At 71.5% G+C, this 12,733-nt stretch carries 12 protein-coding genes; 4 read left to right on the top strand and 8 right to left on the bottom strand.

Annotation, left to right across the window (positions count from 1 at the left end):
* Positions 1–55 precede the first annotated feature (55 nt).
* Positions 56–634 (top strand): PIN domain-containing protein, encoded by a 579-nt coding sequence (locus tag SACPADRAFT_RS0219960; RefSeq protein WP_007023116.1) that lies wholly within the window; start codon positions 56–58, stop codon positions 632–634.
* Here the strand turns inward: SACPADRAFT_RS0219960 and SACPADRAFT_RS0219955 are convergent.
* Positions 613–1,431 carry an alpha/beta fold hydrolase gene (locus SACPADRAFT_RS0219955; RefSeq protein WP_007023117.1) on the bottom strand — a complete coding sequence of 273 codons (819 nt, stop codon included), beginning with the start codon at positions 1,429–1,431 and terminating at the stop codon, positions 613–615. The two genes, SACPADRAFT_RS0219960 and SACPADRAFT_RS0219955, sit on opposite strands and share 22 nt — an antisense overlap.
* On the opposite strand from SACPADRAFT_RS0219955, the gene SACPADRAFT_RS0219950 reads away from it, so the two are divergent.
* The 3 genes from SACPADRAFT_RS0219950 to SACPADRAFT_RS0219940 all read left to right on the top strand — a co-directional run bounded on the left by SACPADRAFT_RS0219950 (position 1,430) and on the right by SACPADRAFT_RS0219940 (position 4,180).
* Positions 1,430–2,887, top strand: coding sequence for a M1 family metallopeptidase (locus SACPADRAFT_RS0219950; protein WP_051442520.1), 1,458 nt, complete (start codon positions 1,430–1,432; stop codon positions 2,885–2,887). The two genes, SACPADRAFT_RS0219955 and SACPADRAFT_RS0219950, sit on opposite strands and share 2 nt — an antisense overlap.
* A 115-nt stretch (positions 2,888–3,002) precedes the next feature.
* On the top strand, positions 3,003–3,317 hold the full coding sequence (locus SACPADRAFT_RS0219945; RefSeq protein ID WP_007023119.1) for an antibiotic biosynthesis monooxygenase family protein: 315 nt from the start codon (positions 3,003–3,005) through the stop codon (positions 3,315–3,317).
* The gene (locus tag SACPADRAFT_RS0219940) at positions 3,314–4,180 is read left to right on the top strand and encodes an SIR2 family NAD-dependent protein deacylase (protein ID WP_007023120.1); all 867 of its coding nucleotides are present in this window, start codon (positions 3,314–3,316) and stop codon (positions 4,178–4,180) included. The genes SACPADRAFT_RS0219945 and SACPADRAFT_RS0219940 overlap by 4 nt, the downstream gene beginning before the upstream one ends.
* 96 nt (positions 4,181–4,276) lie before the next feature.
* Here SACPADRAFT_RS0219940 and SACPADRAFT_RS0219935 read toward each other — a convergent pair whose 3' ends face one another.
* From SACPADRAFT_RS0219935 to SACPADRAFT_RS0219905, 7 genes are all read right to left on the bottom strand, one after another.
* Positions 4,277–5,305, bottom strand: coding sequence for an endonuclease/exonuclease/phosphatase family protein (locus SACPADRAFT_RS0219935; RefSeq protein ID WP_157577232.1), 1,029 nt, complete (start codon positions 5,303–5,305; stop codon positions 4,277–4,279).
* Between the two features lie 148 nt (positions 5,306–5,453).
* On the bottom strand, positions 5,454–8,006 hold the full coding sequence (locus SACPADRAFT_RS0219930) for an ATP-dependent Clp protease ATP-binding subunit (protein ID WP_007023122.1): 2,553 nt from the start codon (positions 8,004–8,006) through the stop codon (positions 5,454–5,456).
* A gap of 498 nt (positions 8,007–8,504) precedes the next feature.
* Positions 8,505–8,855 carry a histone-like nucleoid-structuring protein Lsr2 gene (locus SACPADRAFT_RS0219925; protein WP_007023123.1) on the bottom strand — a complete coding sequence of 117 codons (351 nt, stop codon included), beginning with the start codon at positions 8,853–8,855 and terminating at the stop codon, positions 8,505–8,507.
* Positions 8,856–9,266: 411 nt separating this feature from the next.
* Positions 9,267–10,076 (bottom strand): type III pantothenate kinase, encoded by an 810-nt coding sequence (locus SACPADRAFT_RS0219920; protein WP_007023124.1) that lies wholly within the window; start codon positions 10,074–10,076, stop codon positions 9,267–9,269.
* Positions 10,077–10,556, bottom strand: coding sequence for an aspartate 1-decarboxylase (panD, locus tag SACPADRAFT_RS0219915; RefSeq protein ID WP_007023125.1), 480 nt, complete (start codon positions 10,554–10,556; stop codon positions 10,077–10,079).
* 11 nt (positions 10,557–10,567) lie between these two features.
* Complete coding sequence (gene panC, locus SACPADRAFT_RS0219910) at positions 10,568–11,566, bottom strand: pantoate--beta-alanine ligase (protein WP_007023126.1); 999 nt, start codon at positions 11,564–11,566, stop codon at positions 10,568–10,570.
* A complete protein-coding gene (locus SACPADRAFT_RS0219905; RefSeq protein ID WP_084258524.1) occupies positions 11,563–12,471 on the bottom strand; it encodes a Rossmann-like and DUF2520 domain-containing protein in 909 nt (302 codons plus the stop codon). The genes panC and SACPADRAFT_RS0219905 overlap by 4 nt, the downstream gene beginning before the upstream one ends.
* Positions 12,472–12,733 lie beyond the last annotated feature (262 nt).

Below are 12,733 nucleotides of genomic sequence, written 5' to 3'. Positions count from 1 at the left end.
AGCCACCGGGGTGGCCCCGTGCCCGCACGGCCACCGAGCGTTCTAGCCTGTGCCGATGACGCTCCGGGTTCTCGTCGACGCGAACGTGTTGTACTCCAGGACCCTGCGCGACTGGCTGGCGTTGATCTACCTGTCTCCACGGGGACAGCTGTACACCGTGCACTGGACGGAGGACATCCTCGCCGAAGTCCTCTACCGGCTCCGGCGGAAGCATCCCGACTGGACCGGGCAGAAGACGAACGCGATCAGAAGGCGGATCGCCGAAACCTTCGAGGGTGGACGTGTGGAGGATTTCGTCGTGGACGGTTCGTTCCAGGGTGTTGACCCTGACGACCGGCACGTCCACGCGGCCGCCCTCGCCTGCGCCGCGGATATCGTTCTGACCGGCGACCACGGCTTCGTCGGCGAGGGCGTCGACGCGGACCTGCTGCCGTACGAGGTCCTCTTCCCGGATGCCTTCTTCGTCCTCGCGGACGACAGCGCATCGGAGATTGTCGCGGAGGTGACCCGGGAGCAGACCCGGTACTGGTACGCGAAACATGGCCGGGCGCCGCTAGCACAACAGCTCGAAGCGGCGGGCTGCCCCGAGTTCGCACGACGGGTGCAGAAGCATCAGAGCAACCTGTCGCTCTGACGAGCGCCCACCTCCCCGGACCCGCGGCCGGACAGGAAGGCCTCGACCGCGCCGCGGTACTCGTCCGGGGCGTCGTCGTGGACCATGTGGGCGGCGCCGGGGACGACGACGTGCCGCCCGCCCGGGACCCGGGCGGCGAGTTCGGCCTGCTGACCCGGCGGCATGGCCGAGTCCCCCGCCTCGATCACCAGCACCGGACACCGCACCGCGTCGACGTACGGACGGAAGTCGCGCCGGGTCCACTCCTCCGCGACGGCGTAGAGGTCGTCCGGATCGGCGATCAGGTGGTAGCCGTCGTCGCGCCGTTCGACGCACTCGACGAAGTAGTCCCCCGCACGGCCGAAGAACTCGCGCACCTGCTCCGGCGACGCGAACGGCACCGGCCACGAGTCGAAGTGGCCGCGCCACGTCTCGACCGACAGCTCCCGCAGGTCAGGCGCCATGTCCTCGACCACGACGGCGCGCACCAGCTCCGGGCGGGTCGCGGCGGTCACCAGGGCGTGCAACCCGCCCATCGAGTGACCGACGAGGACGGCAGGCCCCTCCCCCAGCTCCGTGACCAGCTCGGCCACGTCGGCGGCGAAGTCCTCGGTGCGTCCGACCGGCAGGTTCCGGGCGTGGCCGTGTCCCCGCGCGTCGAGCCCGACCACCTGCCCGTAGGGCCTCAGCCACCGCGCCACCGACCGCCAGGTGCGGGCCCGCCCCATCAGCGCGTGCAGCAGAACGATCGGGGTCCCGTGCCCGCCGAAGTCGACGACCCGGGATTCCGTCCCGGGTGCGGGATAGGGTCCGTTCATGGTCTCCCAGGCGTTCCGGGGCGGCCGGCACCCACGCACGGCCGGTGCCGTCGCGTTGTGCGGGCTCGTTTCCGTCCTCGTGTCCTGCACGGCCCCCGAACCCGATCCGGGTGACGGGGACACCACCGGCGCCGACGCGCCCGCCGGGGCCGCGCACGGGGCTCCCGGCATCGGCGACGACTACTATCCCACGGCGGGCAACGGGGGATACGACGCCCGGCACTACGCCGTGACGGTGCGCTACGACCCGGAGCAGGGCCACCTCGACGGGGACACGGCCGTGACCGCCCGCGCCACCCGGGCACTGGATCGGTTCAACCTCGACCTCCGGGGCTTCGAGGTCTCCTCGGTGGAGGTGGACGGCGAACCGGCCGAGCACCGCAGGGCCGACGAGGGCGAACTGGTCGTCACCCCGGCGCAGAGGCTGGGGGACGGCGACACGTTCGAGGCCCGGGTCCGCTACGCGGGCGAGCCCGTCCGGGGGGACTCGGAGGACTCCCTCGGCGAAGGGTGGTCCGGGACCCCCTCCGGCGGGGCGTTCGTGCTCGGGGAGCCACGGTCCGCGTCGTACTGGTACCCGGTCAACGAACATCCCCGGGACAAGGCCACCTTCGAACTGACGGCCCGGGTGCCCGAGGACTGGACGGCGGTGTCGATCGGCCGCAAGGAGGGCGAGCGCACCGACGACGGCTGGACGACGACCACCTGGAACGAGCCCGACCCGGTCGCCAGCTACCTCACCGTGTTCGCCGTCGACCGGTTCACGGTCGAGCGCGGCGAATTACCGGACGGCACCCCGGTGCGCAACGCCTTCGCGCCGGGCACCGGGGACGCCCGGGACGTGGCCGGGCGGGTCGACGACGTCGTCGCGTTCCTGGAGGAGCGGTTCGGCGACTACCCGGCGAGCACCGCGGGCGGGATCTACCTGAACGAGAACACCGGGTTCGCCCTGGAGACGCAGGGCACGCCGACCTACCCGCCGGAGCCGGACGTGGACCTGGTGGTCCACGAGATGGCGCACCAGTGGTACGGCAACTCGGTGTCGCTGCACTCGTGGGCCGACATCTGCCTCAACGAGTGCTTCGCCAGCTACGCCACCTGGCTGTGGGCCGAACACCGGCGGGGCGCCGACCTCGACGCGCACTACGCGGAACAGATCGAGCGGCTGCGCGGCAACGACGACTTCTGGTCCCGGCCGCTGTACGACATGGGCGCGGGCAACGAGTTCGGCGCCGTCTACGGTAAGGGCCCGTTGGCGGTGCACGCCCTGCGCAGGCAGGTCGGCGACGCGGCGTTCGACCGGATACTGCGGGAGTGGCCCGCCGAACACGCCGACGGCAACGCGCGCTGGCCCCAGTTCGAGAAGTTCGCCGAGCGGATCTCCGGGAAGGACCTGCGCGGATTCTTCGACGCCTGGTTCCGCGGCGCGCAGCAACCCGCGGACGAGTACCTCTGACGCCGCACGCGCCGCGGCGCGGCGCCGGTCCGGGTACGGGTGTGCTTCCCACGCGGCCGCCGGCCGGGTGCGTCGCCGTGCGCGTCCGCCGGATCGAGCCGCTACGGTGGCCGGTATGGCAGTTGTGAAGATCAACGCGATCACGATCCCCGAGGGCGCGGGGGAGGAGCTGGAGAAGCGGTTCGCCGCGCGGCTGCACGCCGTGGACGACCAGCCCGGCTTCCTCGGCTTCGAGCTGTTGCGCCCGGTCTCCGGCGACGACCGCTACTTCGTCTACACGAAGTGGGCCTCCGAGGAGGACTACCAGGCGTGGGCGCAGGGGCCCGCCCGCGAGGCCCACTCGGGTGAGCGGAGCAAGCCCGTGGCCAGTGGCGCCAGCCTGCTGGAGTTCGAGGTGGTGCAGAGCTCCGTCCCCGGCGAGCGGGAGTGAGCGGGGAGTCCGACGCCGCGGCCGGTTCGGAGGTGATCGACCCCGGTCTCGCCGAGGAGCTCGACCGCGCCGCGGAGTGGATCCGCGACGCGGAGGCGCTGCTCGTGTGTGCGGGCGCGGGGATGGGGGTCGACTCCGGACTGCCGGACTTCCGCGGCGACGAGGGCTTCTGGCGTGCGTACCCGCCGTACGCCCGGCTCGGCCTGCGGTTCGTGGAGCTGGCCGACCCGGCGCACTTCGCCGACGATCCCGAACTGGCGTGGGGCTTCTACGGCCACCGGTTGCAGCTGTACCGGCGGACCGAACCGCACGACGGGTTCCGGCTGCTGCGCGAGTGGGGCGGGCGGCTGCCCGGCGGGGTGCGCGTGTTCACCTCGAACGTGGACGGGCAGTTCCAGTGCGCCGGGTTCGGCGGGGTGGCCGAGGTGCACGGCTCGATCCACCACCTCCAGTGCCTCGCGCACTGCGGCGCGGGGATCTGGCCCGCCGACGACGTCGAGGTCGACGTCGACCAGGAGACGATGCGGGCGCGACCGCCGTTGCCGTCCTGCCCGGAGTGCGGTTCCCCGGCGCGGCCGAACATCCTCATGTTCGGCGACGGCGACTGGCTGGCGGACCGCAGCGAGCCCCAGCTCGACGAGCTGGCCCGGTGGCGCCGACAGCACCCCGGCCTCGTCGTGGTCGAAATCGGCGCGGGCACGGCGGTGCCGACGGTGCGCAGGCACGCCGAACTGGCCAGCGCGGCGGGCGGCACGCTGATCCGCATCAACCTCCGCGAACCGGAGATCCGACACGGCCGCGGCGTCTCCCTCCCCCTCCCCGCCCTCCGCGCCCTCCGCGAGATCGACACCCGCCTGTCCTGACCCCGCGCGTCACCAGGTGTGTCGTGAGGGGCACTTTCCCTGCATCACACGCAGCGAGGGGCACATTCACTGCGTCACACGCAGCAAATGTGCCCTTCACGGCACACCCGCGGTGGGGGTGGGCAGGCGGAGGTGGGCGAGGACGGCGCGGTGGTCGCTGCCGGGGATGTCGTGGGTGGAGTAGTGGTCGACGGTGGCGCGGGTGTCCACGAGGACGTGGTCCAGGGTGACGGGTGGGCCGAAGCGGTCGCGTGGCCAGGTGGGGACCAACGCGCGGCCGCGTTGTTCGGCGGCGTCGACGTAGCCGGTGGCCACGAGGTCGCGGAACGCCGCGTGGTCGGCGGTCGCGTTGAAGTCACCCGCCAGGACGCGCACGGCGCCGTCCGGGTCCGCCTCCGGCAGGGCGCCGAGTTCCGAGCGCCAGGTGCGCGCGTCCGTGACCGGGGGGACGGGGTGCACCGCCACCACCTCGACGGCGACGCCGTCGACCCGCATCCGGGCGGCGGGCTGCTCGAACGTGGACGGTCCCGCGAGTTCGGCCCCGGTCAGCGGATACCGGGAGATCAGCGCGGAGCCCACCCCGCCCGCGCCGGGCCGGGAGATCCGGTGCGGGAGCAGCTCGGGCAGTCCGGCGTCGGTGAGCGCCCGCACCGTGTCGGTCTCCAGCTCGGTCAGCACGAGCACGTCCACCCGGTGCTCGGCCACCAGGTCGACGACGCGCCGCGCGTCCGCCTCGCCGAAGTACATGTTGAACGCGAGCACGCGGAGCCCGGGCCCGTCGGCGGCGGGCCCGCCGTCGACCACCACCCTCGGCACCAGCGGCACCACGAGCGCCAGCGCCAACAACGCCGACGCGACACCGATCAGCCGCTGTCGGCCCACGAACGCCAGCACCGCCAGGACCACCCCGAACGGCACGGCGAACGGGGTGAGCGCGAGCGCGGCGGCGGTGTAGCGGTTGCCGTCGACGCCGAGCACCCCGGAGACCACCAGCCGCAGCACCGCGAACACGAACAGTCCCGCCAGCGCCGCACCCAGGACGATCAGCAGGATCCGGTTGCCGTCCCGCCCCGGCGTCGGCCCGGACATGCTGACGGTGTCCCCGGCGTCCTCGGTGGCGGTCACGCATCCAGCTTTCCAGAGCCGCCGCGCCCCCGCCGGAGCGGCCTGCGCCGTCCGCCCGGCCACACAGGCGAAGGCGCCCCCGGACACGGTCGGTCCGGGGGCGCCTTCGCTGGTGTCGACTATGCGGTTGTGTCGGCGAGTGGGTCCGTCACTCGTTCTCGTTCTCGTTGCCGGACTCCTCGCCCGCGGCGGCGATGCTCACCGGGGGAGCGTCCGGGACGTCCATCGGCTTGGCCTCGCCACGGAAGACGAACCGGGCGTCCTCGTCGCGCGACTCGCCGATCTCCCAACCCTCGACATCCACGATGATGATCTGCCCGGGCTGGACCTCGCCGAACAGGATCTTCTCCGAGAGCTGGTCCTCGACCTCGCGCTGGATGGTCCGGCGCAGCGGCCGGGCACCGAGCACCGGGTCGAACCCACGCTTGGCCAGCAGGGCCTTGGCCTTGTCGGTCAACTCCAGAGCCATGTCCCGGCCCTTCAGCTGCTCCTCGACCCGCGAGGTCATCAGGTCCACCATCTCGATGATCTGGTCCCGCGTGAGCTGGTGGAAGACGATGACGTCGTCGATCCGGTTGAGGAACTCCGGCCGGAAGTGCTTCTTCATCTCCTCGTTGACCTTCTGCTTCATCTTGTCGTAGCGCGTCTCCTCGTCGCTACCCGAGGTGAAGCCGAGGCTCACGGACTTGGAGATGTCCTGTGTGCCCAGGTTGGAGGTGAAGATCAGCACCGTGTTCTTGAAGTCCACCGTGCGGCCCTGGCCGTCGGTGAGCCGCCCGTCCTCCAACACCTGCAGCAAGGTGTTGTAGATCTCCTGGTGCGCCTTCTCGATCTCGTCGAACAGCACCACGGAGAACGGCTTGCGGCGCACCTTCTCGGTGAGCTGGCCGCCCTCCTCGTAGCCGACGTACCCCGGAGGGGCACCGAACAGCCGCGAGGCCGTGTAGCGGTCGTGGAACTCACCCATGTCGATCTGGATGAGCGCGTCGTCCTCACCGAACAGGAAGTTGGCCAGCGCCTTGGACAGCTCGGTCTTCCCGACACCGGAGGGGCCGGCGAAGATGAACGAGCCGGACGGGCGCTTCGGGTCCTTCAGCCCGGCGCGGGTACGGCGGATGGCCTGCGACACGGCCTTGACCGCGTCCTCCTGGCCGATGATCCGCTTGTGCAGCTCGTCCTCCATGCGGAGCAGACGGGTGGTCTCCTCCTCGGTGAGCCGGAACACGGGGATCCCGGTCCAGTGGGCCAGGACCTCGGCGATCTGCTCGTCGTCGACCTCCGCGACGACGTCCAGGTCACCGTCCTTCCACTGCTTCTCCCGCTCGGACTTCTGGCCGAGCAGCGTCTTCTCCTCGTCGCGCAGGCGGGCGGCACGCTCGAAGTCCTGCGCGTCGATGGCGGACTCCTTGTCCCGGCGCACGTCGGCGATCTTCTCGTCGAACTCGCGCAGGTCCGGCGGAGCCGTCATCCGGCGGATCCGCATCCGGGCGCCCGCCTCGTCGATCAGGTCGATCGCCTTGTCCGGCAGGTACCGGTCGTTGATGTAGCGGTCGGCCAGGGACGCGGCCGCGACCAGGGCGGAGTCGGTGATCGAGATGCGGTGGTGCGCCTCGTACCGGTCGCGCAGCCCCTTCAGGATCTCGATCGTGTGCTCCAGCGACGGCTCGCCGACCTGGATCGGCTGGAACCGGCGCTCCAGCGCGGCGTCCTTCTCGATGTACTTGCGGTACTCCTCGAGCGTGGTCGCGCCGATGGTCTGCAGCTCGCCGCGGGCCAGCATCGGCTTGAGGATGCTCGCCGCGTCGATCGCGCCCTCGGCGGCACCCGCGCCGACGAGCGTGTGCAGCTCGTCGATGAACAGGATGATGTCGCCGCGGGTCTTGATCTCCTTGAGGACCTTCTTCAACCGCTCCTCGAAGTCACCGCGGTAGCGCGAGCCCGCCACCAGCGACCCGAGGTCGAGGGTGTAGAGCTGCTTCTCCTTGAGCGTCTCCGGGACCTCGCCCTTGACGATGTTCTGCGCGAGCCCCTCGACGACGGCGGTCTTGCCGACACCGGGCTCACCGATCATCACCGGGTTGTTCTTGGTGCGCCGGGACAGCACCTGCATGACCCGCTCGATCTCGGAGTTCCGGCCGATCACCGGGTCGAGGTTGCCCTCCCGCGCGGCGGCGGTCAGGTTGCGCCCGAACTGGTCGAGCACCAGCGACGACGACGGGGTGCCCTCGCCACGGCCGGCCCCGGCCTCCGCGGGCTCTTTGCCCTGGTAGCCGGACAGCAGCTGCAGGACCTGCTGACGCACCCGGTTGAGGTCCGCGCCGAGTTTCACCAGCACCTGGGCGGCGACGCCCTCGCCCTCGCGGATGAGGCCGAGCAGGATGTGCTCGGTGCCGATGTAGTTGTGGCCGAGCTGGAGCGCCTCCCGCAGGGACAGCTCCAGTACCTTCTTGGCACGCGGCGTGAAGGGAATGTGCCCGCTGGGGGCCTGCTGGCCCTGGCCGATGATCTCCTCGACCTGCTGGCGGACACCCTCCAGCGCGATACCCAACGACTCGAGCGCCTTGGCGGCGACACCCTCACCCTCGTGGATCAAGCCCAGGAGGATGTGCTCGGTGCCGATGTAGTTGTGGTTGAGCATCCGGGCCTCTTCCTGGGCCAGGACAACCACCCGCCTCGCGCGGTCGGTGAACCTTTCGAACATTCCCACTCCCTCGACTGCTGCGCCGGCGGCCCGATCTCACCGGAGTCCGGCGACCCACCGGGGTGAGCCCGGCACCGTGAGACCACTGTAGTAGCCGGACGCACGTGTCGGCCTACCACTGGGGCGGGTTGGACCCGCCCGACCAAGGTCGCGCGCCTCTCGGGGACGGACAGTCAGTCGACTTCGTTGCTGGCAGCTGACGTATTGGACAACGTGCGCGGGCCCGGGTGCATTCCACCGGAATCCGCTGTCCGCTCCCCGCGAACACGCCCCGGAGCCCCCTCGACGACCGGTCGGCACCCGCCCCGGGGGCCGGTCCGCGGCCACGACCGCCGCCGGTCGGTAAGGTGAGGCAATACTAACCCCGATCCCCGCGGGTTCGGCCCGAACCGCCGCACAACCGCGCCCGGTGCGTCCCGGTAACGCCCCGGGCCGCGCCGCCACCGCACACGAAAGCGGCCCCCGGCGGGAACACCGGGGGCCGCGGGACGCACACGTTCAGTTGCGCCGGTGGTAGGCCTCCACGACCTCGGACGGGATCCGCCCCCGGTCCGAGACCTCGTACCCGTTCTTGCGGGCCCACACCCGGATCGCCTGATTCTGCTCCCGGTCGGCGGCCACCGAGCGCGCGGGAGCCTTCGCGGAGCTCCGCGTCTGGGGCCGCTGCTTGCGCCCACCCGCCCGGCGGGCGTGCTCGACGTACTGGGCGAGGGCGTCCCGCAATTCTTCCGCATTCTCCGTGGAGAGATCGATCTCGTAGCTGACGCCGTCCAGACCGAACTGAACCGTCTCCTCGGCCTCCGATCCGTCCAGATCGTCGACGAGTGAGACAAGGACCTTCTGCGCCATCTTTCCTCCTGCACTGAGCCGTCATAAGATCACGAGGTGCCCACGCCCGAGCCGAAAACCTCGACCGAGGATATTGTTACCCGCCGCGGCGGAATAACGCAAATCATCCCCCGGATTGTGTTGCGACGGCATATGCGACCCGACACATTCGTGCGGGGAGAACTCGCGGGGAATACGCACACCGGGCGCTCGTCCACGGGACCGTTACGTGATCTTGACGAAGTCTGCCACACCGCGCCCGAGCGGGGTGCACCCGGCGGTGCGACCCGGATCCGCACGGCCGCCCGGTTGCGGACCGGAGAGCACGTGCGGAGGCGAGCCGCACGACGCGCCCGGCACGGCGCCCCGGAACGGACACCGCGTACCGCCCCGGATCCGACCGCACCACGACCCGCCGGGGGCGGTATTCACTCACCCACGGCCGGAACGCCGCCCGCGCACGGTGTTGCGCTCGAAAACGAGCCGGAGCCCCACCATGCTCAGGTGCGGCAGATGCCGGGTGACGGTTTCGGACTCGTTCACCACCAGCGGCGCCAGTCCCCCGGTCGCGATCACCTCGACCGGACCGGTACGAACCGGATCCAACTCGGCCGTGATCCGGCGGACGAGTCCGTCGACCTGCCCCGCGAAGCCGTAGAGAATGCCGGACTGGAGACATTCCACCGTGTTCTTGCCGATGACCGAGCGCGGCGGCACCAGCTCGACCTTGCGTAACGCCGCCGCACGGGAGGCGAGGGCGTCGACCGAAATATCGATCCCGGGGGCGAAGGCCCCGCCCAGAAACTCACCTTTCGCCGAAATCGCGTCCACGGTGGTCGACGTGCCGAAATCCACCACCACACACGCCGTACCGTAGAGGTGCTGGGCGGCCAGCGTGTTGACGAGCCGGTCGCCGCCGACCTCCTTCGGATTGTCCACCAGTAACGGCACGCCGGTGCGGACACCCGGCTCGATCACCACACGGGGAACATCGGGATAGTAGCGCTCGAACATCGTCCGCAGTTCCCGCAGCACCACGGGAACCGTGGACAGCGCACTGATCCCGGTGATCCGGTCGGCATCCGACCCCAGCAGACCCCGGATGGTCAGCGCGAGCTCGTCCGAGGTCATCTGCGGATCGGTGCGCATCCGCCAGTCCCGCACCGGCCCGGCCTGCTCACCCTGCCCGGTGTGCAGGCCGAGCGCGATGTTCGAGTTTCCGACGTCGACGGTCAGCAGCACCTACCGCTCCGCGGACAACAACTCGTCGCGATGCGCGTGCGGCGCGGGCTCCGCCGACCACGCCGCGCCGGCCGGGACGGCGCCACTGCTCAGCCCGGACCCCTCCGGGGCCCGTCCGGCGTCCGCGCCGAGATCGGCGACCCGGTTGTCGCCGTCGACGAACACGACCCTCGGCTCGTAGGCGGCGGCCTCGGCGGAGTCCATCTGGCCGTAGGCGATGAGGATGACCAGATCACCCGGATGCACCAGGTGCGCGGCGGCACCGTTGATGCCCAGCACACCGCTGTCGCGTTCACCGGGGATGACGTAGGTCTCCAGCCGGGCGCCGTTGGTGATATCCACGATGTGCACCAGTTCGCCGGGCAGCAGGTCCGCGGCCTCCATCAGGGCCCGGTCCACCGTCACCGACCCCACGTAGTGCAGGTCGGCCTGGGTCACGGTCGCCCGGTGGATCTTCGATTTCAGCATGGTGCGATACATGACCGGCTCCTCTATACCCCGGCGTCCCCGCGGACGCCGGTCCCGTCGGTGCTCTCGGCGCTCGCCCCGGCGAGGTCGCCGACGGCGTGGTCGGGGGTGTCGTCGCCGCCGTTCCCGTCGTCGTCGGGAACCTCGCCCAGCCGGACGGCGACGTTGTCGATCAGCCTGGTCCCGCCGATCCGGGCGGCGACCAGCAACCGGGCCTGCCCGTCCACCGGTGGGTCACCGAGCTCGGGCCCGCGCAGTTCCAGGTAGTCGACCTCGACCTCGGGGCGGGCGGCGAGCGTGCGCCGCGCGGCGTCCAGCACCGCGTCGGCACCTCCCGGACCGGCGTGCGCCCCGGCCGTGAGCGCGGCGGACAACGTCGCGGCCCGCTCCCGCTCCGCCGGGGCGAGGTAGGCGTTGCGCGAGGACAGGGCGAGGCCGTCGTGCTCGCGCACCGTGGGCGCGCCGATCACGTGCGTGTCCATGTTCAGGTCGCGCACCATCCGCTTGATGAGCACGAGCTGCTGATAGTCCTTCTCCCCGAACAGCGCGTAGTGCGGGCGCACGATGTTGAACAGCTTCGCCACGACCGTGAGCACCCCGGCGAAGTGCCCCGGACGCGCCGCACCCTCCAGCTCGTCGCCCTGTGGGCCCGGGTGCACGGTGACGGACGCATCGGGCGCGTAGAGGTCCTCGGTCCGCGGGATGAACGCGATCTCCACCCCCTCCTCGCGGAGCGCGTCGAGATCGGCATCGAGGGTCCGGGGGTAGGCGTCGAAGTCCTCGCCCTCGCCGAACTGCAGCGGATTGACGAAGATCGAGGCCGCCACGACGGTGTTCGGCAGCCGCTTCGCCCGGCGCAGCAACTCACGGTGCCCCTCGTGCAGCGCGCCCATCGTGGGCACGAGCGCGACCTTGCGGCCGACCGAGCGCAGGGCCCCGGTGACCCGGGCCGCCTGCTCCGGGGTGCGGTAGACGTTGACCTCGCCCCGGGTGAACGTCGGCGTCGGTGGTGGTGTCGTCACTGGGTCTCACGTCCGTCGTCGAGCAGATTGGTGATCTCGGCGGCGTCGGCGACGCCGAGGAGTCCGGCGCGGCTCGCCCGCGCCACGGTGCGGTGCGCCAGCGCCGTGTAGGTGGAGCGCACGTCCGGTGCGCGGTCGCCGAGCACGTCGAGGTGCGTGCCGACCGTCCCGGTGTCACCGCGGGCGACCGGCCCGGTCAACGCGCGGTCGCCGTGCCGGAGGACGTTGTCCAGTGCCGCCGACAGCAACGGGCCCAGCAGGCGCTCCGGCTCGGCGACCCCGCCCTCGGAGAGCAGCTCCACACAGTCGGCGACCAGGGTGGTGAGGTGGTTGGCACCGTGCGCCAGCGCGGCATGGTAGAGCGGGCGTGCGGCCTCGGGGATGCGCACCGGCTCGGCACCCATCTCCATGGTCAGCGCCTCACCGACGTTGAAGGCGGCCTCGTCGTCCGTCGACGCGGTGACCCCCACGCTGCACGAGGCCAGGCGCTGGAGATCCTCCGACGCGCCGGTGAACGTCATCACCGGGTGCAGTGCCAACGGCAGCGCCCCCGCCTCCGCCGCGGGATCGAGCACGGCGACACCGTGGGCACCGGAGGTGTGCACGACGATCTGGCCCGCGCGGAACGCCCCGGCGCCGGCCATGCCGTGCACCATCGGCGCCAGCGCGTCGTCGGGCAGGGCGAGCAGGACGAGGTCGGCGTCACGGGTCACCTCGTCGGGCGGCCGCAGCGGCACCCCGGGGAGCAGTCGTTCGGCGCGCTTCACCGAGGCGTCGGACACCCCGACCGCGGCCGTGACGGTGTGCCCGGCGCGGGCCAGCGCCGCCCCCAGGACACTGCCGACCCGGCCCGCCGACACGACGCCCACCGCCAGTCGTGCGGGGCGGGTCATCGCGTCTCCCACCGGACGCTCATGCGCAAACTCCCAAGCTCGTTCCAGTCCCACTCCGTACCGCGGGTACCGGACGACGGCGCGAGACTAGCCCGCCGCACCGCGGTGCGTGCCGGGGAGGTGACCAGCTTCACCCGTCGGTGCCGGTGTCCCGACCGGCCCGTGCGGCACGTCCGGCCGCGGCCACGCGGACCGCCTCGGCACGGGCGCTGCGCACCACGGCGAGCAGGTCGTCGTGCCGCTTCCGCGCACCCTCCCCACCCGGTCGACCGGT

This window comes from Saccharomonospora iraqiensis subsp. paurometabolica YIM 90007, from assembly GCF_000231035.2.
GTDB lineage: Bacteria > Actinomycetota > Actinomycetes > Mycobacteriales > Pseudonocardiaceae > Saccharomonospora > Saccharomonospora paurometabolica.
This window is presented reverse-complemented; position numbering and strand designations above follow the sequence as displayed.